This window comes from Streptomyces spongiae (genome assembly GCF_009377185.1).
GTDB classification, from domain to species: domain Bacteria; phylum Actinomycetota; class Actinomycetes; order Streptomycetales; family Streptomycetaceae; genus Streptomyces; species Streptomyces spongiae.
The window spans coordinates 1-17,833 of sequence record NZ_VJZC01000168.1 but is presented as its reverse complement, the minus strand read 5'-3'; the positions used below and the strand labels follow the sequence as shown (position 1 = coordinate 17,833).

The window sequence follows — 17,833 nt, the reverse complement described above, 5'->3', positions numbered from 1 at the left end:
GGCCGGGGTCGGCTCCGGCTCCGTGTCGTCAGCGACGCCCTGCATGGTGCGCACACGACCGGCCACCAGGAGCACGGGCCCCGGCCCGGCGAGCGGGGAGACCTCGTGCATGGTTGGCGGGCAGGCATCGACCTCTTGATCGTTGGTCATGGTCATGGTCATGGTCATGCGGTGGCACCGTAATTCGCGCAGCGTTCAGCAGCAACCGAAGGATCACCGGCCCTTCGGTCAGCGTGATGGCTGAACTCGTCACCGCATTCGGCCCGTTGTGGCGCAAACCGCACCAGGCAGGCTGGCGTCCCGGCCGCGGAAGAAGCCGTGGGCGCCGGTGTGAGGCACCGGCTGGTGTTCGCCGATCGACTCCTGGCCACCCCTGAGCGTCTCCGCCACGGGACGACACACGGCGTGCCGACCTGCCGGAGTACTTCACCGACGGCACCTGGATCACCACCAGCGGCAACTTCTCCGATCACACGCTGATCAACGCCATCCTCACCCTCGGCGACGGCTTGCGTCAGCGTCCCTGACCAGGACCGATCAGGGACGTGAGCGGGCGGGCGGGCTGCCAGTTCGAAGTGAAGCGGCGTCGCAGGCCAGCCACCGCCTGCATGCCGCGCAGGGTCACCTCGGGTGGCGTCGACAGGCCGGCGGGCCCGAGGAGACCGGGGACCGCGCCCCGGACGGCGGCCTCGGGCAGACCGTGCCGCAGCAGTGCTGCCTCAATACCGGATGCGCCGGAGGACAGTAGCTCCTCGGCGCTCCTGCGGCAGACCTCGACGTAGGCGCGGGTGTGCCACGCGCCGGCGGTCTCACGGGGGGTGACCACCACGTTGGTGATGAGGTCGGGTGCCACCTGAAGGTGACCGCCTACGCGCGGGAACCCTTGCTCGGCGGCCAGGACGTCGAACGGCGGGTGGAGTGTGGTCCCGTCCACAGCGCCCGTCGGCAGGGCCTGGAACCTCTGCAACGTACCCCCCACGGCGACGAGTTGTTCGTCGGTCACCGGCGAGCCGGCGACGTCGGCGAGCACGGCGCGCAGGACGAACGCGAAGGCGCTCTGCGCGTTGTCGACAGCCCAGCGGTCCGTCGACAGGGGTGCTCCGGGACGCCGGTGAACAGCCAGTTCGCCCATGCCCTCGGCCCGGACCGCCACCGGATCCCGCTTCAGCAGCCCACGCAGCAGGTGGTCGGGAGAGGTGTGCATGATGTCGAAGTCGTCATGGTTCCAGCCGACCATCTGCTGGTCGGAGGAGACGACCTGCACCAGGTTCACCTCCAGCCCTGCCTGGTGGAAGTACCCGGAGTCGAGGGCGTGGTAAAGATGCACGTTGCCGGCGCCGGGGAAGACACCCGCAGTCAACCGTCGGGTGGGCTCGCCGGGCGGGCCCAGCGGGGTAGGCATGCTCCATTGCATGGAATGGTTCCTTTGAGTCAGCAGGCTGTCACGTGAAAGGCCGTCGGCTCGGGGTGTTCGGCGGTTGCACGATGACGAGGGTCAGGCGGGCTTTTCTTCCTGGTTGGTGATGAAGTCGGCCGGCGCTTCGGGGCTCCAGATGGCGGCCGGGAGATCCGCCCAGTCGTTCGGCTGCCAGTTCTCGGTGATGCAGTCCATGTCGCTGGAGTACTCGATCCAGCTGCCCCAAGGGTCCTGGATGTAGTGGAAGAGGTTCGAGCCGAGAGTGTGGCGGCCCAGGCCCCAGCCCTTCGTGTAGCCCACGGAGGCCATGTCCTGCGCGCCCCGGGCGATCTGATCGATGTCGGACACCATCCAGCTGGAGTGGTGCAGGCCGGGGTGTTCCGCCGGGACGAAGCCGAAGACATGGTGGTCGCCGGGCCCCGAGTTCATGAACACGGGCCCGCCGACGATGCGGTCCGACAGGCGCAGCCCGAGCGTGCGGGTGTAGAAGGCCTCGGAGGCACTCACATCGGTGCTGAAGATCAGCATGTGGCCGAGTCGCTGGGGGCGGGTCTTCTCGGTTGCGGTCAGCCAGCGGGCCTGGTCGATCCGGCGGACTCGGTCGCCGACGTTGGAGTCCTGCGCGTCCGTGGTCCCGAAGTCGCGCCAGGGGGCGATGCCCTCGTCACGGAGGTTGACCAGGTTGCCCTCGTGATCGCGGAACCAGAGCCCGCCGGGGACGTCGGCCGGCGGGTCCAGCAGCTTCATGTCCAGGCCCTCCAAGTGGCGCTGCCACTCGGGCAGCGAGTCCGTGTCCACCGCGAACGCCACGTGGTGCAACCGCTTGACCGGCCCCTCCGTCAACACCGTCTGGTCCTGCTCCCGGCCGTCACAACGGATCACCACTGCGTTGCCGCGCTCCGCCGTCTCCAGCCCGAACGCGCTGTAGAAGTCCGCGCCCCTATCCAGCGACGGCACCTGGAGTCCGTAGTGCAGGAGACCTTTGACACGCAACATGTGCACTCCTCATGGTTCTGGTGAACCCGCATCACGCGCGGGCACCCAGAACAAGTGTGTACACCTTTGCTGCTTGACGTCCAGGTGCCGAGTGAATCCTTTTCCATTCCGGAACCACGGGTCATGCGCGTCAACTCCCGGACACCCCGGCCCGCGGCCGGGAGCCAGGCCCTCGACGGCCTGGCGATCCGTACGGGCGAGATGCCTGCCATCAGCCGCAGGCTCGGCGCGACTCCCCGGGCCGCGACTGCGACGAACAGGCCGTGGCGCTCCTGACGGCACCACACGCGCCCGTCCGAGCGCCGCTCCCGCCACGCCCGGACACAGGCGCTCACCACACTCCCGCACAGGAGGCAATGATGCGCAGACAGCACCGTGGGCGCGCACCAGACGTCGCCGAGCCGCTGGAAGGCCACGGCGGGCCTCGCACCAGGCCATGGAATCCCCGCCCCGTTCCGCACGGTCCATGTCGCACAGCCGACGACACCTCCTGAGCCTCCCGGCGCCGTCAGGCGCCCAGCGGTGACGCGTACGCTCATGCAGCGGCCCTCACATCAAAGGCCCCAGCGCGTTCAGCCTGCTTCCGTTCCGCACCCGGGCGGCAGAACGCGTTCCAGGAACAGCCGCCGCAAGCGGTCGTGAATCTCCACACTGGTACGTCTGCGGTGCGAGATGACGAGCCCCCAGTGAACCGTCCCCCGCCACCCGAGCCCGACCATGAGTCCCCGCCTCGCGCCACTCTCCGTCATGTATCCAGAGTTCATCCTTCCGTTCTCAAAGTGTATGCACTATGGTGCTCCTGCTTCAGAGAGCCGCTTGTCGGAGGACACATGACATCGCCACAATGGTCGTTGGTGCAGTACCGGGTCGATGACTCGGGGAAAATCGCCGTCGGTGCGTACACCGATGCGACCGTGGTCCAGGGGCCGCCCGGGACCGAAGGCCTCACGTTGATGGAAGTGCTGGGTCGATGGGAGTCGCTCGCGCCGCTGTTCCGTGACTGGACGCCGGCGGCATCCGACGCCGTCGCCGGCGCCCGGCTCGCTCCGCCGCTGACGTATCCCGGCAAGGTGCTCTGCGCGGGCGCCAACTACTGGGACCACATCGCGGAGATGGGCTGCGAACGCCCCGATGAGCTGGGGGACCCGTTCTTCTTCCTCAAGCCGCCGACGACCACAGTGACGGGTCCGGGGGATCCGGTGCCGCTGCCCGCATACCCGGGCGCCCGCGTCGACTGGGAGGCCGAGCTGGCCGTGGTCATCAGCCGTGGCGGCCGCGACCTCGCGCCCGAGCAGGCCATGGATCATGTGGCCGGCTACCTGGCGGCGAATGACATCTCGGCCCGGGACCGGATCAAGTCCGCCAAGCCTGTCGCCGAGCCGTTCACCTTCGACTGGGTCAGCCACAAGGGACAGGACGGCTTCTGCCCGCTCGGCCCCGGGCTGGTGCCCGCATGGCAGATCCCCGACCCGCAGAACCTGAAGATCCAGCTCAGCATCAACGGTGTGCTGAAACAGGACTCCTCCACCGCGCAGATGATGGTGAAGATCCCCGAGGTGATCGCGGCCGCCAGCCGGATCACCCGACTGGAACCCGGAGACGTCATCCTCACCGGCACACCGGCGGGCTGCGGAGTACCGCGCGGGGAGTTCCTGGCCGCCGGGGATGACATAGTCATTGAGATCGAGCGGATCGGTCGCCTGGAGAACACGGTGGTGACGCCATGAGCAACACCCTGACCGTTTCTGAGCTCGGCTGGTCGGAAGCGCTGCCGGTTCCCGCAACCATGACGGCCATGCTGTTCCGCCGGTTCGGACCGCCCGACGTCCTGGAACGGGCCACGGTGGACACGCCGCGCCCCGGCCCCGGAGAGGTCCTCGTCCAGGTCGCCGCAGTCGGTATCGGCCGACTGCTCGACCTCACGGCCCGTGCGGGCAACCACCCCTACGCCAAGATCGAACCGCCCCACATCCTGGGCGCCGATCACGCCGGCACCGTCGCCGCACTGGGCGAGGGCGTGGACTCCGTACAGGTCGGCGACCGCGTGGCCGTCCTGCCCGGTGTCGCATGTGGCACCTGCGCCTACTGCGCAGAGGGCCGCGAGGAAGTCTGCGACTCCCTGACCGTGATAGGCACCCATCGCCCCGGCGCCTACGCGCAGTACTGTGCGGTGCCCGCGGGCAACGTGCACAAGGTCCCGGACGGCATTTCGGCCGCGATGGCCGCCTCGCTCGCACTCCTCGGCGCGGTCGCCGCCAACCAGATGACCCAGGCAGGACTCCGCCCCGGACACTGGGTACTGGTCCAGGGCGCCTCGTCCGCGCTCGGCTCCACGACGGCCGCCTACGCCCAGCACCTGGGCGCGAAGATCATCTCGACCTCCCGTTCGGCGGAGAAGCGGGCAGCCATGGCCGCGGCGGGGGCCGACCTCGTGCTGGACACCAACGCGCCGGACTTCGTGGAGCGGGTACGCGAGGCGACCGGCGGTCGCGGTGTCGACATCGCCGTCGACAATCTCGGTGACCCGGCCGTCTGGGACGCGACCATCGACTCCCTGACCCGCGGCGGCACTGTCGTGACCTCCGGTGCATTCCTCGGCGGCCAGGTCAAGATCGACATGCGCCGCGTGTACTCCGACTGCCACCGCATCATCGGGGTCCGCACTGGTAGCCCGGCCGCGGTGACGCAACTGTGGACGCAGGTGGAGAACGGCTTCCGTGCCGTCGTCGACCGCGCGTTCCCCATCGCCCGCGCCGCCGACGCCCATCGCTACATGGAGGACGACAACAGCCTCGGGCGTGTGGCGCTCACCCTGCGCGCCGAGGACTGGGACACGTAGCGGACCCGGCCCCGGCCGGCTCCGGTGGGACACTCATGGGGACGATGCGGAACTGTCGTCCCCACTGGTTGTCCCACCGGGGCTCCACCACCGCAGTGGTCCCCACCGCCCCGTCCGCGAGAGATCAGCGCACCGCTGCTCGCACACAACCCAGGGCGCCCGAACCGGACCTACGCCCGGCAGGCGCCCTGCGGCACATCAGTGCGGCCGATCAGTGAGGATCGCCCGGAGTACGCGAGCCGGCCAGCCACTTCGCGCCCTCTTCACAGAGGCGCTGCAAAACCTCACCCGTAAGACCCGGCAGCCCGGTCTTCACCGTGAAGCCCGCCTTGGTCTGGAGGTAGCCGAGATGGCGGTAGCCGACGGGGAAGCGGCCCAGCAGTTGCGGATCCAGACTCAGCGTCGCGGACGGATCGACAACGTCGAGACGGTCCTTCTCGTAGATCGGCTGCCGACGCACGATCTTCCATGCACCCTCGTGGCGCGCGCAGAAGTCGTAGAAGCGCCCCGTGCAGACGATGTCGACCTCGACTCCGTCGACCTCGGCCCTCTGGTTGATGGACATCTTGGTCTGGGCTATGGCGCGGTCACCGACGACATCGGCGGTGTGACCGCCGAGGAAGTGAAGGATGCTGACTCCGTTGTCGAAGCCCTCCCGGCTGATCGCGATGAAGTCCCGCGCCGGGCCCTGGAACCACGTGGCTGTCATCCAGCCGTCGTCGGGGTGCCACAGGGTGGCGAAGCGTTCCCAGTCGCCGGCGTCGCGCCACAGTGCCCAGTCCTCGACGAGCTGACGCAGCTCGCGCTTGTCCGTCTCGATGGTCGGCATTCAAACCTCCGTTGGGTTCCGCAAAAGGAATTCGCAGTGACGGTCGGGCCCACTTCACGCAAATCCGATGCGGAGCCGTGAGCGATGACCGAGAACTCCGGACCGGTGGAGACAGTGTCGACCTGGGTCTATCAGGACCGTAATACCGCAGCCGGCAATCAGTCGAATCAGTATTTCGCATGCGATGCATAGGCGGGGTGAATAACCAGAGTGAACAACAACGCTCGACCGACGAACACCGCAACTGGCCTGCACCGGGTCGACCTCAATCTGCTCCCACTGCTCGCCGCCCTCCTCGAGCACCGCAGTGTCACCCGCGCCGCCCACGCGGTCGGGCTGACCCAGCCGGCCATGAGCAACGCCCTGCAGCGACTGCGGCGCACCCTCGGTGACGAACTCCTCGTCCGGGTCGGCCGCCACTACGTGCTCACCGCGCGCGCCGATGCGCTGGCCGGACCGGTCAACCTGATTCTGGAGACCGCGGCGAACCAGGTGATCACACCACCGACGTTCGATCCCGCGACCTCGTACCGCGCCTTCCGCATAGCCGCGACCAGCGCCACGGCCCTGACCGTCCTGCCCGCCCTGAGCGCCACGCTCGCCGTGTCCGCACCCGGTGTCCGCCTGCACCTGGAACCACCTGAATCCTTCCCGGACCTCACCCGCGGCCATTCGACGGCGGACGTGACGCTGCTACCGGACACCGTGCCGACCACGCTGCCGAGGGAGCGGCTGTACCAAGAGGACTGGGTCGTGGATCGCCGACGCGCACAGCACCCGCATCGGCGCGACCCTCACTGTCGACGACCTCACCCGGCTGCCTCACGTGGTGTTCGAGTGGGAAGGGCGGCGGGTCGGCGCTCAGCAGGCCCTGGCTCGGCTGATTCCAGATCTCGTCGTCCAGTGCGTCGTCTTCGAGTTCCTGATGATCCCCTCGATGGTGAGCGGCACGCCCATGATCGCTCTGTTGCAGCGTCGGCTGGCCCAGCGGCTGGCGGCCCAGCACGGGCTCAGGGTCATGGAGTCGCCGATTCCCCTCCCGTCGCTCGGTGTCGATCTGGTGTGGAATCCGCGCACTGACGGCGACCCCGGACGTGTATGGCTTCGGAAACAGCTGATGTGCACGGTTCATTAGCGAAGTGATTACACGGCATTTCCAGCATTCATTGGACTCATCCCTCAGGTGTGCTTAGCGTTCCGACGAGAGCGTATTTTCGCACCGCGGTCCGCGCTCTCGTCGGCCACCGCCGACGGGCGTCGCCTGAGCACCCCCGCGCATTTTCTCTGAACGAGCCGGCCACTGCTGTCGGATTCCATCGGCGACGTGCCAACCACCGAGGAGGACAACCATCATGTTCCCGCTGAACGCCTGGTACGCCGCGGCATGAGACATCGAAGTCGGTCGCGCCCTGCTGCCACGCACCATGTGCGGGCGATCGCTCGTGCTGTACAGGACCATTTCCGGGAAAGCGGTGGCGATGGCCGATGCCTGCTGGCACCGTCTCGTGCCCTTGTCGATGGGCGAATTGCACGGTGACGACGTGGTCTGCGGCTACCATGGCCTCGCCTACGGGCCCGACGGCCGCTGCACACGGATGCCCGCCCAGGAGTCCCTCAATCCGTCGGCCGCGGTCGCCTCCTACCCTGTGGTGGAACGGCACAGGTTCGTCTGGGTCTGGCTGGGCGACCCCGCGGCGGCCGACCCCGATCTCGTCCCGAACCTGCACTGGAACAACGATCCGCAGTGGGCCGGGGACGGTGAGAACATCCTCCTCGACTGCGACTACAGGCTCGTCCTCGACAACCTCATGGACCTCACCCACGAGCAGTTCCTGCACGCGGACAGCCTCGCCAGCGACGAACTCTCCGAGGCGGAACCCGACGTCGCACACGACGACCATTCCGTCACGCTCACCCTGTGGATGCGGGGGATCGAGGCGCCTCCTTTCCTGGCCATGCAGCTGCGCCGCAAGAGCCCTGCCTACGACGGGCCCGTCGACCGGTGGCAGGTCATCCGCTTCACCGCGCCCACGACGATCACCATCGACGTCGGTGTCGCACCGGCCGGAAGCGGGGCCCCGGAAGGCGACCGGAGCGCCGGCGTCAACGGCTACGTACTCAACACGGTCACACCTGCCACGGCCGGAACCTGCCACTACTTCTGGGCCTTCACCCGCAACTACCACCTCCACGACCAGAGCCTGACCACCCTGCTCCGCGACAGCGTCTCGCGGGTCTTCGGCCAGGACACCGAGATGCTCAACGCGCAGCAGCGGGCGATCGAGGCCAACCCGGGACACGAGTTCTACAACCTCAACATCGACGTCGGCGGTATGTGGGTACGCCGGATCATCGACGCACAGGTCGCTCGGGAACAGGGACGAGTCCGCACACCCCCGAGCCGCCTGGCGGCCGTCGCGGCCACGACAAGGGAGACGGTATGACCGGCATGGCCGACACCGCGGTCGTCGTAACGCGCACCGAACTCGTACCGGGCATCGTGGAATTGGTGATGCGCCCCTCCAGACCGGTCCCGTCGGTCCCGCCGGGCAGTCACATCGACATCACCGTCCCCCTGCCGGGTGGGCCGGAGACGCGCTCCTACTCGCTGGTCGACCGGGGCCAGGACGACGGCCTGCTCCGCATCGCCGTACGCCTCCAGCAGGACGGGCGTGGGGGATCGCGGTGGATGCACGACCAGCGCCCCGGCTCGGAAATCACCTTCACCGGCCCGGTCGACGAGTTCCCGCTCAGCCAGGGGCGCCTGCCCAGCGTGCTCCTCGCCGGCGGCATCGGGATCACCCCCGTCGTCGGGCTCGCCCACGCCCTCCGCACGCGAGACGCCGACTACCGGCTCGTCTACGTCGGCCGATCCCGTGACCGGATGGCCTTCGTCGACGACCTGGAGCGGGAACATCCTGGAAGGGTCAGGGTCTTCGAAGACAGGCACGGAACCTTCGTCGACCCGGACGAGGTCGTCGCGTCGGTCCCCGACGGTGGCGTGCTGTACGTCTGCGGCCCGATGGAGCTGCTCACTGCTGTCCGGGCAGCCTGGGAGCGTGCCGCCAGGCCGCCCGCCGGACTCCGCTTCGAAACGTTTGGCACGAGCGGAGCCCTTCCTGCGACACCGTTCCGCGTGGAGGTTCCCGCGCGTGGGTTGAGGTTCGACGTGCCCGTCGGCACGAGCCTCCTGGACGCCCTCGAGAATGCCGGGGTGGAGATGATGTACGACTGTCGCCGAGGCGAGTGCGGCCTGTGCAGGGTTGCGGTACTCGACGCGGCCGGTCAGGTCGATCACCGGGACGTGTTCCTTTCGGAGCGTCAGCGCGCGGAGGGCCGGGAGATGTGCGCGTGTGTGTCCCGCGTCGCGGGAGCCTCCCTCACGATCGACTGCTGACCCCCGCCGGACAGTGCGGCAGCACCGGATGCCTATGTGGGCGGCAGGTCCTGCTCCGTCCAGATGCACTTACCGTCGTGGAGGTAGCGGGCGCCCCAGCGCCGGGACAGGGCGGCGACGAGTTGCAGGCCCCGTCCGCCCTCGTCGGTGTAACTGGCGTGGCGTATGCGGGGGGTGGTGAGGCTTCCGTCGTAGACCTCGCAGATCAGCGAGCGGCTGCGCAGCAGGCGCAGGCGGACGGGGTCCTTGGCGTGCCGGACGACGTTGCCGACCAGCTCGCTCACCAGCAGCTCGGTGGTGAGCACGAGATCGCCCAGCCCCCATGCGTCGAGCTGTTCCCGGACATATTCCCGGGCCTGTCCGGCAGCCCGGGGATCGTTCGGCAGGTCGAGGGAGACGACATCACCCGCGATGGTGCACCGAGTGTGCACGATGAGCAGGCCGGCGTCGTCGGTCGTCTGCTCGTGATCGGGCAGCAGACCGGACACGACCGTGTCGCACAGCTCCTCCAGGCACCGGACGTCAACGTCCTCGTCCGCGGCCGCGAAACAGGCGGTACCGACCGCAGGGCGGGACAGCATCTGCCGCAGTTGCTCCAGCCCTTGGTCGGCGTCCCGTGTCGCGGATTCGACGAGCCCGTCTGTGTAGAGGACAAGAAGGCTCTCGTCGGGCAGACACAGTTGGTGCGTCTCGAAGGGCGGCTTGGCGGCGCCCAGCGGCGGGTCGGGAGCGACATCGGGGATGTGCACGGTGCCGTCGGGGTGCACGACGACCGGCGGCGGGTGCCCGGCCAGGCAGTAGGTGCAGGTGCGGGCGACGGGATCGAGGACGGCGTACAGGCAGGTGGCGTAGAAGTCCTCGCCGAGGTCGGAGACCAGGTCGTTGAGACGGCTGAACAGCTCGTCGAGGGGCATCTCCAGGTCGGCGAGGGTGCGGACGGCCGTACGCAGCCGGCCCATCGTGGCGGCCTCGGCGATGCCGTGCCCCATGACGTCGCCGATCACCATGGCGACCCGGTCGGCGGACAGGGGAATCAGGTCGTACCAGTCACCACCCACCTCCTCGCCGCGCCCCGCGGGCAGGTACCGGGCGGCGGCTCGGGCGGCGGGCAGGCGCGGCAACGTCCTGGGCAGCAGCCCGCGTTGCAGTTCCCGGGCGCGGGCGTGCTCCAGGTCGTACAGTCGTGCCCGCTCCAGCGACTGACCGACCAGGCCGCTCAGGGCCGTCAGCAGGGTGCGCTCCTCGTTGCTGAAGGAACGCGGCCGGCTGAACGACACCACGCACAAGCCCATGGCGCGGCCAGAGGCGATCATAGGCAGAAACGCCACGGCCTCCTTCGGTGACGCCTCGTTCACCCTCCTCATCGTCGGATAGCGCCGGGAGATCTCCGCTTTCGCCTCGATGAACCGGGGCGTGCGGGTTTGCAGTACATCGCGGACGGGGGCGTGCGCGGCGAGCGGCATCCCGTCGAGCAGGCTGAGGAACTCCTGCGGGTACCCGGCGGCGCCGACGACGTTCAGGCGGCCGCCTTCGAGGATCTGGAACACCAGCCCGTCGGCCCCGAAGGGTGGCAGGACGTACTCGGCGACGGCCTCCACCACGTCGCGGGAGGTGACGGCCTCGGCCAGCGCGGCGGTCAGCTCACCCACGCGTACCGACCGCTCGGCTCCGGCCGCCGGCTCGGTGCCGTACAACGCGGGCCTGCCGCCGAGGCGTCCGCCGGCCCATCCCGCCAGCGCACGGAGCAGATCCCGTTGCGTCTCGTCCGGCTCACCGGGCCCTGCCATGAGCACCGACAGCACACCGACCGGCCCGTCGGCACCGGGAAGGGGTATTGCCGCGGTGCCGGCCGCTCCGGTGCCCAGGCCGTCCCCGGCGAGGCAGGCGAAACCACCACGCCGCAGGGCGTGCGCGGGCGCCACGCCCTGTTCGTCGGGCAGATCAGCCCACTCCCCCGCGCAAACACGTCGTCGCCTGTCGGAGCACGAGGGCCAGCGCCTCCGTCCCCCAAGGAGCGTCCCCCCGGACGTCTTCGCCCGGGGGTACCAGGCATCCTGGCGGCAGCCGCTCGGGCTGCTCCGCCTCGCTGACGGGGCCAGCCTTCTCAGCCGTCACCGCGCCTCCCGCTCGCCCGTGCACAGCGGGGGCGGCGGTGAGGTCTCCACCACTGAACAACAAGACATAAGTGGTATTTACGGCAAGGCTACCACTGGCCCTGGCCAGGCCGTTCCCGTTCAGCGGGGAAGGTGGGCTCAGCCGACCGCCAGTGCTTCCCGTACGGACAGCTCGGCGTCGTGACCGTAGATCCACCCGTTGTGGGCGAAGGGGTCCGCGTCCGAGAACGAGGCGTCTCTGGCTTGCTGAGCGGGGCCGTCAGGCAGGTGGTTGCTCTCCGCCCTGCCCCGGCTCATCTGCTGCACCCTGGTAGCGCGCGGGCGGCGGATGTCCTCGTACCGGCGTAGCGCGGCAGTGGGGTCTTCCGGCCGGCCGGCGAGGCAAGCCGCCAAGACGGCGGCGTCCTCCATCGCCTGTGCCGCTCCCTGGGCGAAGAAGGGGAACATCGGGTGTGCCGCGTCGCCGAGCAGCGCGACGGGCCCGTTCGTCCAGCAGGGCAGTGGGTCCCGGTCGAGCAGCGCCCACCGTCCGGTGCTCTCCGCGGCCGCGAGGAGCGCCCGCAGGTCGTCGGACCACCCGGCGAACTCGGCGCGCAGGTCCTCGATCCGCCCCTCGGCCGACCATGACTCCGTCGTCCAGTCGTACGCCGGACCGAACGCGACGACGTTGATCTGTGCGCCACCGGAGATCGGGTAGTGGACCAGGTGGCGGTCGGGGCCGAGCCACAGCGTCTGTACCGGATGACGCGCGAACTCCGGCGCGCTCCCGGCCGGTACGAGGGACCGCCAGGCGCACATACCCGAGAACCGTGGTGAGCCGGTCTCGGTCACGTACTGCCCCACGGTGGTGTGGACGCCGTCGGCGCCGACGACCACGTCGGCGACCTCCCGCGTTCCATCGGTGAACGTCAGCTCCACTCCCGCGTCCAGCCGGTGCAGACCGGCGAGACGGCGCCCCAGCAGCAGTGCCCGTTCGGGCACTGCCGCCCGCACCGCGGCGAGGAGGTCGGCGCGGTGGGCGACGTAGCTCTGCTCGCCGAAGCGCCGTTCGCATTCCTCGCCGAGGTTCTGGGAGAAGAGCACGCGCCCGTCCTGCCAGCGCCGGAACTCCCACCCGACCTCCAGCGGCACGGCGCGGTGCCGGAATTGGTCGAGCCGGCCGAGGCCGCGTAGCAGCCGCACGGCGTTCGGGGAAACGACGAGACCTGCTCCGACCTCGGTGAGGGCGGGCGCCTGCTCGTACACGGTCGCCTCGATCCCTGCCCGGTGCAGGAACGCGGCGGTGGCGAGACCGCCGATCCCTCCGCCGACCACGGCGACTCGCAGGTGGGGCGTTCGTCTCTTGTCCGCGCTGGTCATGCGCCATTCCTTTCGTACGCAGCCATGCCCGGCCCCGCTGTGTCCGCGGGAGCGAGGACGATGTCGAAGCGGACACTCGACCAGGACCGGCCCCCGAGATCGCGGCCGTCGGGCGTAGGTGTGCCCGCCGGGTGCTCCACGAAGTCGTGGATCAGCGAGTCCTTGACTCCGAACACGGCGTCGCTGCTGAGGAGTTCGTCGCCGCGGACGAAGATGTGGGTGATCAGGGTCCGCTTGCCTTCGGCGCGGACGTCGAAGTGCAGGTGCGAGGCGCGCATGGGGGAACGGCCCACCGCGGCGAGCAGGGCGCCGACCGGACCGTCGTGCGGAATCGGGTACGGGGTCGGAGTGATCGCCCAGAACCGGTAGTCGCCCGACTCGTCGTTGAAAAGGTGACCCCGGGCCGCGGTGCGGTCGTCGTCGTACTGCACGTCGTAGAAGCCGTCCTCGTCGGCTTCCCACACCTCCATACGGGCTCCCGGTACCGGTTTCCCGTCCGTGTCGGTGACCGTTCCCTCGACCCAGCACGGCTGCCCGGCGGCGCTGAAGGAGATGTCCCCGCCCAGCGGTATCTCAGGTGAGCCCTCGACGAAGAAGGGTCCGAGCACCGTCGCCTCGGTGGCGTTCGCGTACGCCTCGTTGTTGATCGCGATCGTCTGCATGGACGCCCCGAGCACGTCCGACAGCAGGATGAACTCCTGCCGCTTGTCGTCGGTGATGTGCCCGGCCGCGGTGAGGAACTCGATCGCGGATGCCCACTCCGCCTCGGTAAGGCGCACCTCGCGCAGGAACGCGTGCAGATGTCGGGTCAGGGCCTGCGTCACCTGTTTGAGCCGCTGGTCCCGCGCGGTCTCGAAGGAGGCCACGACCTTGTCCACCAGGGCCTGCTCGCGTGCCCGCTGCTCGGCGGCCACCTTGTTCTGCTCATTCACCGTCGGTTCTCCTCCTCGTTGCTCGTCAGCCGCGGGTCCGCACCCCGCCACGCCGCACTCAGCAGGCGCTGAAGGTCTCCGGCCGTCACCGGCCGCGGATTGCGGTCCGGCACCACGTCCAGGACCGCCTGCACGGCGTCGTCCATCTCGGTCTCCTTCACCCCGTAGTCGCGCAGCGCCTGGGGCGCGTCCACGTCACGCCGGAGCCGCTGCAGTCCCTCGATCGCCGAATCGGCGCCGAACGCGGCAGCGATCCGTTGCTCGGCCTCCGGGGCGGCGGGCGCGTTGAACGCCAGCACGTGGGGCAGCACCACGGCGTGGGTCTGGGCGTGCGGCAGGTCGTACCTGCCGCCCAGGACATGGCAGATCTTGTGGTGCAGTCCCGAACCCGCCGACGAGAACGCCACCGCGGACAGGTACGTCCCGTACAGGGCCTGTTCCCGGCCAGGAAGGCCCACCGGGTCGGCGACCACCGCGGGCAAGCCTGCCGCCAGCGCACGGATCCCCTCCCCCGCCAGCGCCCGGTCGATCGGGTCCACCCGGGGGCCCCACATGGCGTCGACGCAGTGGGCCAGCGCGTTCAGCCCCGAAGCGACACTCATCGGCACCGGCAGCGACACCGTCAGCGTCGCGTCGTACACGACGGAGCGCGGCAGGACGCGTGCGTCGAACCCCGTGGTCTTGCGCGCCTGCTCGGTCAGACCCCACACACTGGTGGCCTCCGAGCCCGCGTAGGTGGTGGGAACGGCGAGGATCGGCAGCCCGCTGGTCAGCGCGATCGCCTTCGCCAAGCCCGTGGTGGAGCCACCCCCAACGCTGAGCAGCAGGTCCGCCCGGTGGGCGGCCGCCGCGGTGCGAGCCCGCTCGGCCACCTCGACGGGGACGTGCATCACCACCTCGTCCCACCGCAGCACGACCGACAGGTCCGCGGTGACCGCCTGCGCCAGCTCGGCCTCGGCGGCTGCCGCGATCACCATCACCCGCGAGGCGCCGAGCCGCTCCACCTCCGCCCGTACCCGCGCCGCCGCCCCACCGGAGGAGAAGACGACCCGTTGGGTCAGACTTTCGTGCTCGAAACTCAGCAACGGCCCGTCGAGCGACTCGGCGTCATGGCCGCCGCCGGCTCGCGGCGCCCCGGTCATGCCCATGCCCGGACTCCTTTCGGCTGTAGGACTGGGAGAGAGAGTCAGGGGCGAGACCGCCGAGGGTCACTAAGATGTCCGTTGAACGGACATGTTCCTGCCCGACGACCACCCGCCGACCGGAGAATGGCGGAGGCGGAAGGCCCGCCACCACAGCGGAAGGACCCGAAAACGGCCAACAGCGGCGACCGCGGTCGCACAGTCATCTCGCGGGCCCTGGCGATCCTGGGCGCGTTCACTCTGGAGCGCCGCGAGCTGACGCTCGCCCAAATCTGCCGCCTCACCGGCCTCCGCCACGCCACCGCCCACCGGCTGGTCGGCGAACTGACGGCGTGGGGAGCACTGGAACGTCTGCCCAGCGGCGCCTACGTCATCGGGCTTCGCCTGTGGGAACTCGGCGCGCTCAACCCGCGCGGACTGCCTCTGCGCGTCCTGGCGATGCCCGTCATGGAAGACCTGCACGCCGCCACACGCCAGCACGTACAACTGGCCGTCCTCGACGGTACCGACGCCCTCGTCGTCGAACGGATCTCGTCAGCGAGAGCGGTTCCTGTGGTGTCCCAGGTCGGAGGACGGCTGCCGCTGCACGCGTCCGCCGCCGGTCAGGTCCTGCTGGCCCACGCCGGCGAGGAACTGTTCACCGAAGCCGTGCAGCGGGGCCTGGCCCGCTGCACGCCCAGGACCATCACCGACCCGGCCACACTGCGTCTGACGCTGGCGGAGTGCCGCCGGACCGGCGCCGCGGTCGTACACGAGGAGATGAGCCCGGACGCCCATTCGGTGGCGGCGCCGGTCACCGACTCGACAGGCCGCGTAGTCGCGGCCTTGTCCGTCGTGTGCGCCGACACCCGAACCCATCTCCTGGTCCCTGCTGTAGTGCTGGCCGCCCGCAGCATCTCCCGGGGCCTCGGCGTCGGCGCCATTTCGCAAGGGACTCTCAATGTGCATACACACCAACCCTTTGAGTAACGCATAGTGTGACGCCCACCCTGGACTCTCGAACCGCGACACCATCAGGCCATTCACCGCACGCCTGCCAGATGAGCTGGGAACACTGACGTCCAGGCGACTGCCAGGGTGCAACACCTTCAACCCCCGCCCGCATCGCACACCCAGTGTGGTTTTCCGGTACGGAGCCCTTTACAGCCTCATAATAGTGTGCACACTTAGCGGTGCAACACGAGCCGCAGGCGATGCAGTCAGATCAGCGACTCAACCGACACTCGCCCATCAGGGCTGTGTGCGCCTACAGCCGCCGCATCCACGTCCTGACATGGCGCCGTTCGGCCTGCGACTGCCAGCGACGAACCTGCGCACGCCGCATTCGAGTGCGAGAGAGATCCACAGACAAAGCCCAGCGAGAGGAATTGTCATGCACGAACAGAGCCTCGGAGGAAGTGGCGGCAAAGCCACCTGGCCTCCGGTGACCTTGCTGGTACTCGCGATCTGTGGGACCGCCATAGTTGCCGACGGATACGACGTCGTCATCTACGGCGCTGTCATCCCGTCACTGCTCCACGAACACGGGTGGGGTCTGACTCCTGCCGGTGCCGGTCTGATCGGTTCCTTCGCTCTGATCGGAATGCTCATAGGAGCCACGACCGTCGGCACGCTCACCGACGTACTGGGCCGGCGCAGGATGCTGATCGGCTGTCTGGCCTGGTTCTCGGTGATGACGGGCCTGTGCGCGATCGCGACCTCCCCCGAGGTGTTCGGCGCCTTCCGGTTCCTCGCCGGCCTCGGCCTCGGCGGCGTACTGCCGACCGCCTCCGCTCTCAGCGGTGAGTACTCACATCCCAAGGCACGCAACCTGGTCTTCGCGATCATCTTCAGCGGCTTTCCCGTGGGCGGCATCATCGCCGCTTTCACCGGGATGTTCGTGATACCCCGGTTCGGCTGGCAGGCGATGTTCCTGCTCGGCCTCCTCCCGCTTGTTCTGATCGTGCCCGTGGCTCTGAAGTTCCTGCCGGAGTCGATCGCTTTCCTCCGGGCGAAGGGCAAGCACACCGAGGCGGAGCAGACAACTCGTCGCTGGAACATCCCTCTGCAAGAAGCGCGGGAAGAAGCGCCGACGTCGACGCAGGCGCCGGCCGGGACCGGCCCGGAGAGCATGTCACCGGTGAAAGCCCTGCTCTCGCGCGACTACATCGTGGCGACTCTGTGCTTCCTGGCCATGTCGTGCCTGTGCCTGTTCATGATCTACGGGTACAACACCTGGCTCCCGGAAATCATGCGCCGGGCCGGATATTCCTCCGGTTCCGCACTCGGCTTCCTCCTCATGTTCAACCTCGGCGCCGTCGTCGGCCAACTCCTCATCTCCCTTGCCGCCGACCGACTCGGCTCGAAGCCGATCATCGTCACGACATACCTGCTGGCCAGCGTCGCGGTGATCCTTCTCAGCCTGCGACTGCCCACGGCGGTGCTGTACGCGGCCGTAGCTCTGGGGGGTGTCGGGGCGATGGGTACGCAGACGTTCCTTCTGGCCTATGTCTCCAAGTACTACCCGGTACGGATGGGCGCCACAGCGCTGGGCTGGGCGCTGGGCTTCGGCCGCCTCGGCTCGATGCTCGCCCCGCCGCTGCTCGGACTCATCATCGGGGCCGGGCTGGCGCTCCAGTGGAACTTCTACGCCCTCGCGGTACCCGGCGTCATCGGTGCCGCACTGATCGGACTAGTTCCCCGCGCTCCTGGAGAGGCAGCCCCGGTGAGATACGCGAGCACGGACGGGACCATGCGCTCCCTGCCGGAGGCGACCTGATCCGCACGCCGAGGTCAGCCTGGATGCCGACTGGGCACCCGGTTCCGGGT

Annotated in this window: 15 protein-coding genes and 1 pseudogene; 9 read left to right on the top strand and 7 right to left on the bottom strand. The window is 69.1% G+C overall.

The genetic code is table 11. The features are described from left to right. Positions 1 to 514: 514 nt before the first annotated feature. Complete coding sequence (locus FNH08_RS22605) at positions 515 to 1,414, bottom strand: ABC transporter substrate-binding protein (protein WP_194238565.1); 900 nt, start codon at positions 1,412 to 1,414, stop codon at positions 515 to 517. A gap of 81 nt (positions 1,415 to 1,495) precedes the next feature. Then, on the bottom strand, positions 1,496 to 2,413 hold the full coding sequence (locus FNH08_RS22600) for a VOC family protein (RefSeq protein WP_152773313.1): 918 nt from the start codon (positions 2,411 to 2,413) through the stop codon (positions 1,496 to 1,498). Between the two features lie 123 nt (positions 2,414 to 2,536). Between FNH08_RS22600 and FNH08_RS50845 the strand changes: the two genes are divergently transcribed. The 3 genes from FNH08_RS50845 to FNH08_RS22590 all read left to right on the top strand — a co-directional run bounded on the left by FNH08_RS50845 (position 2,537) and on the right by FNH08_RS22590 (position 5,252). Continuing rightward, complete coding sequence (locus FNH08_RS50845) at positions 2,537 to 2,689, top strand: hypothetical protein (protein ID WP_194238564.1); 153 nt, start codon at positions 2,537 to 2,539, stop codon at positions 2,687 to 2,689. 554 nt (positions 2,690 to 3,243) lie between these two features. Next, on the top strand, positions 3,244 to 4,140 hold the full coding sequence (locus FNH08_RS22595; protein ID WP_152773312.1) for a fumarylacetoacetate hydrolase family protein: 897 nt from the start codon (positions 3,244 to 3,246) through the stop codon (positions 4,138 to 4,140). Then, entirely contained in the window at positions 4,137 to 5,252 is a 1,116-nt protein-coding gene (locus tag FNH08_RS22590; protein WP_152773311.1) for an alcohol dehydrogenase catalytic domain-containing protein, read from the top strand. The genes FNH08_RS22595 and FNH08_RS22590 overlap by 4 nt, the downstream gene beginning before the upstream one ends. Before the next feature lie 211 nt (positions 5,253 to 5,463). Here the strand turns inward: FNH08_RS22590 and FNH08_RS22585 are convergent, their stop codons facing one another. After that, on the bottom strand, positions 5,464 to 6,081 hold the full coding sequence (locus tag FNH08_RS22585; RefSeq protein ID WP_152773310.1) for a nuclear transport factor 2 family protein: 618 nt from the start codon (positions 6,079 to 6,081) through the stop codon (positions 5,464 to 5,466). 210 nt (positions 6,082 to 6,291) lie between these two features. Between FNH08_RS22585 and FNH08_RS54045 the strand changes: the two are divergent. The 4 genes and pseudogenes from FNH08_RS54045 to FNH08_RS22565 all read left to right on the top strand — a co-directional run. Next, a pseudogene (locus FNH08_RS54045) lies at positions 6,292 to 6,462 on the top strand (LysR family transcriptional regulator); the annotation flags it as partial. Between the two features lie 376 nt (positions 6,463 to 6,838). Continuing rightward, a complete protein-coding gene (locus tag FNH08_RS22575; RefSeq protein WP_322725131.1) occupies positions 6,839 to 7,216 on the top strand; it encodes a LysR substrate-binding domain-containing protein in 378 nt (125 codons plus the stop codon). Between the two features lie 289 nt (positions 7,217 to 7,505). Further along, positions 7,506 to 8,525, top strand: coding sequence for an aromatic ring-hydroxylating dioxygenase subunit alpha (locus FNH08_RS22570; RefSeq protein WP_228034288.1), 1,020 nt, complete (start codon positions 7,506 to 7,508; stop codon positions 8,523 to 8,525). Beyond that, complete coding sequence (locus FNH08_RS22565) at positions 8,522 to 9,478, top strand: PDR/VanB family oxidoreductase (protein ID WP_152773309.1); 957 nt, start codon at positions 8,522 to 8,524, stop codon at positions 9,476 to 9,478. The genes FNH08_RS22570 and FNH08_RS22565 overlap by 4 nt, the downstream gene beginning before the upstream one ends. Positions 9,479 to 9,510: 32 nt before the next feature. On the opposite strand, the gene FNH08_RS22560 is transcribed toward FNH08_RS22565, so the two are convergent. The 4 genes from FNH08_RS22560 to FNH08_RS22545 all read right to left on the bottom strand — a co-directional run bounded on the left by FNH08_RS22560 (position 9,511) and on the right by FNH08_RS22545 (position 14,965). After that, complete coding sequence (locus FNH08_RS22560; protein ID WP_322725129.1) at positions 9,511 to 11,400, bottom strand: ATP-binding SpoIIE family protein phosphatase; 1,890 nt, start codon at positions 11,398 to 11,400, stop codon at positions 9,511 to 9,513. A 330-nt stretch (positions 11,401 to 11,730) separates the two neighbouring features. Then, positions 11,731 to 12,951, bottom strand: coding sequence for an FAD-dependent monooxygenase (locus FNH08_RS22555; protein WP_152773308.1), 1,221 nt, complete (start codon positions 12,949 to 12,951; stop codon positions 11,731 to 11,733). Continuing rightward, a complete protein-coding gene (locus FNH08_RS22550) occupies positions 12,948 to 13,883 on the bottom strand; it encodes a dioxygenase family protein (RefSeq protein WP_322725128.1) in 936 nt (311 codons plus the stop codon). Before FNH08_RS22550 ends, FNH08_RS22555 begins: the two co-directional genes overlap by 4 nt. Further along, entirely contained in the window at positions 13,880 to 14,965 is a 1,086-nt protein-coding gene (locus tag FNH08_RS22545; protein WP_407704430.1) for a maleylacetate reductase, read from the bottom strand. The genes FNH08_RS22550 and FNH08_RS22545 overlap by 4 nt, the downstream gene beginning before the upstream one ends. 186 nt (positions 14,966 to 15,151) lie before the next feature. Between FNH08_RS22545 and FNH08_RS22540 the strand changes: the two genes are divergently transcribed. After that, complete coding sequence (locus tag FNH08_RS22540) at positions 15,152 to 15,994, top strand: IclR family transcriptional regulator (RefSeq protein WP_152773307.1); 843 nt, start codon at positions 15,152 to 15,154, stop codon at positions 15,992 to 15,994. Between the two features lie 403 nt (positions 15,995 to 16,397). Then, positions 16,398 to 17,783, top strand: a complete 1,386-nt coding sequence (locus FNH08_RS22535) for an MFS transporter (RefSeq protein WP_194238563.1) — start codon at positions 16,398 to 16,400, stop codon at positions 17,781 to 17,783. The last annotated feature ends 50 nt before the right edge of the window (positions 17,784 to 17,833 follow it).

What these genes read in the sequence shown, in the direction of transcription:
- FNH08_RS22605 (WP_194238565.1), bottom strand. Translation starts at nt 1,414, where the DNA reads ATGCAATGGAGCATGCCTACCCCGCTGGGCCCGCCCGGCGAGCCCACC.
- FNH08_RS22600 (WP_152773313.1), bottom strand. Translation starts at nt 2,413, where the DNA reads ATGTTGCGTGTCAAAGGTCTCCTGCACTACGGACTCCAGGTGCCGTCG.
- FNH08_RS50845 (WP_194238564.1), top strand. Translation starts at nt 2,537, where the DNA reads ATGCGCGTCAACTCCCGGACACCCCGGCCCGCGGCCGGGAGCCAGGCC.
- FNH08_RS22595 (WP_152773312.1), top strand. Translation starts at nt 3,244, where the DNA reads ATGACATCGCCACAATGGTCGTTGGTGCAGTACCGGGTCGATGACTCG.
- FNH08_RS22590 (WP_152773311.1), top strand. Translation starts at nt 4,137, where the DNA reads ATGAGCAACACCCTGACCGTTTCTGAGCTCGGCTGGTCGGAAGCGCTG.
- FNH08_RS22585 (WP_152773310.1), bottom strand. Translation starts at nt 6,081, where the DNA reads ATGCCGACCATCGAGACGGACAAGCGCGAGCTGCGTCAGCTCGTCGAG.
- FNH08_RS22570 (WP_228034288.1), top strand. Translation starts at nt 7,506, where the DNA reads ATGTGCGGGCGATCGCTCGTGCTGTACAGGACCATTTCCGGGAAAGCG.
- FNH08_RS22565 (WP_152773309.1), top strand. Translation starts at nt 8,522, where the DNA reads ATGACCGGCATGGCCGACACCGCGGTCGTCGTAACGCGCACCGAACTC.
- FNH08_RS22555 (WP_152773308.1), bottom strand. Translation starts at nt 12,951, where the DNA reads ATGACCAGCGCGGACAAGAGACGAACGCCCCACCTGCGAGTCGCCGTG.
- FNH08_RS22540 (WP_152773307.1), top strand. Translation starts at nt 15,152, where the DNA reads ATGGCGGAGGCGGAAGGCCCGCCACCACAGCGGAAGGACCCGAAAACG.
- FNH08_RS22535 (WP_194238563.1), top strand. Translation starts at nt 16,398, where the DNA reads ATGCACGAACAGAGCCTCGGAGGAAGTGGCGGCAAAGCCACCTGGCCT.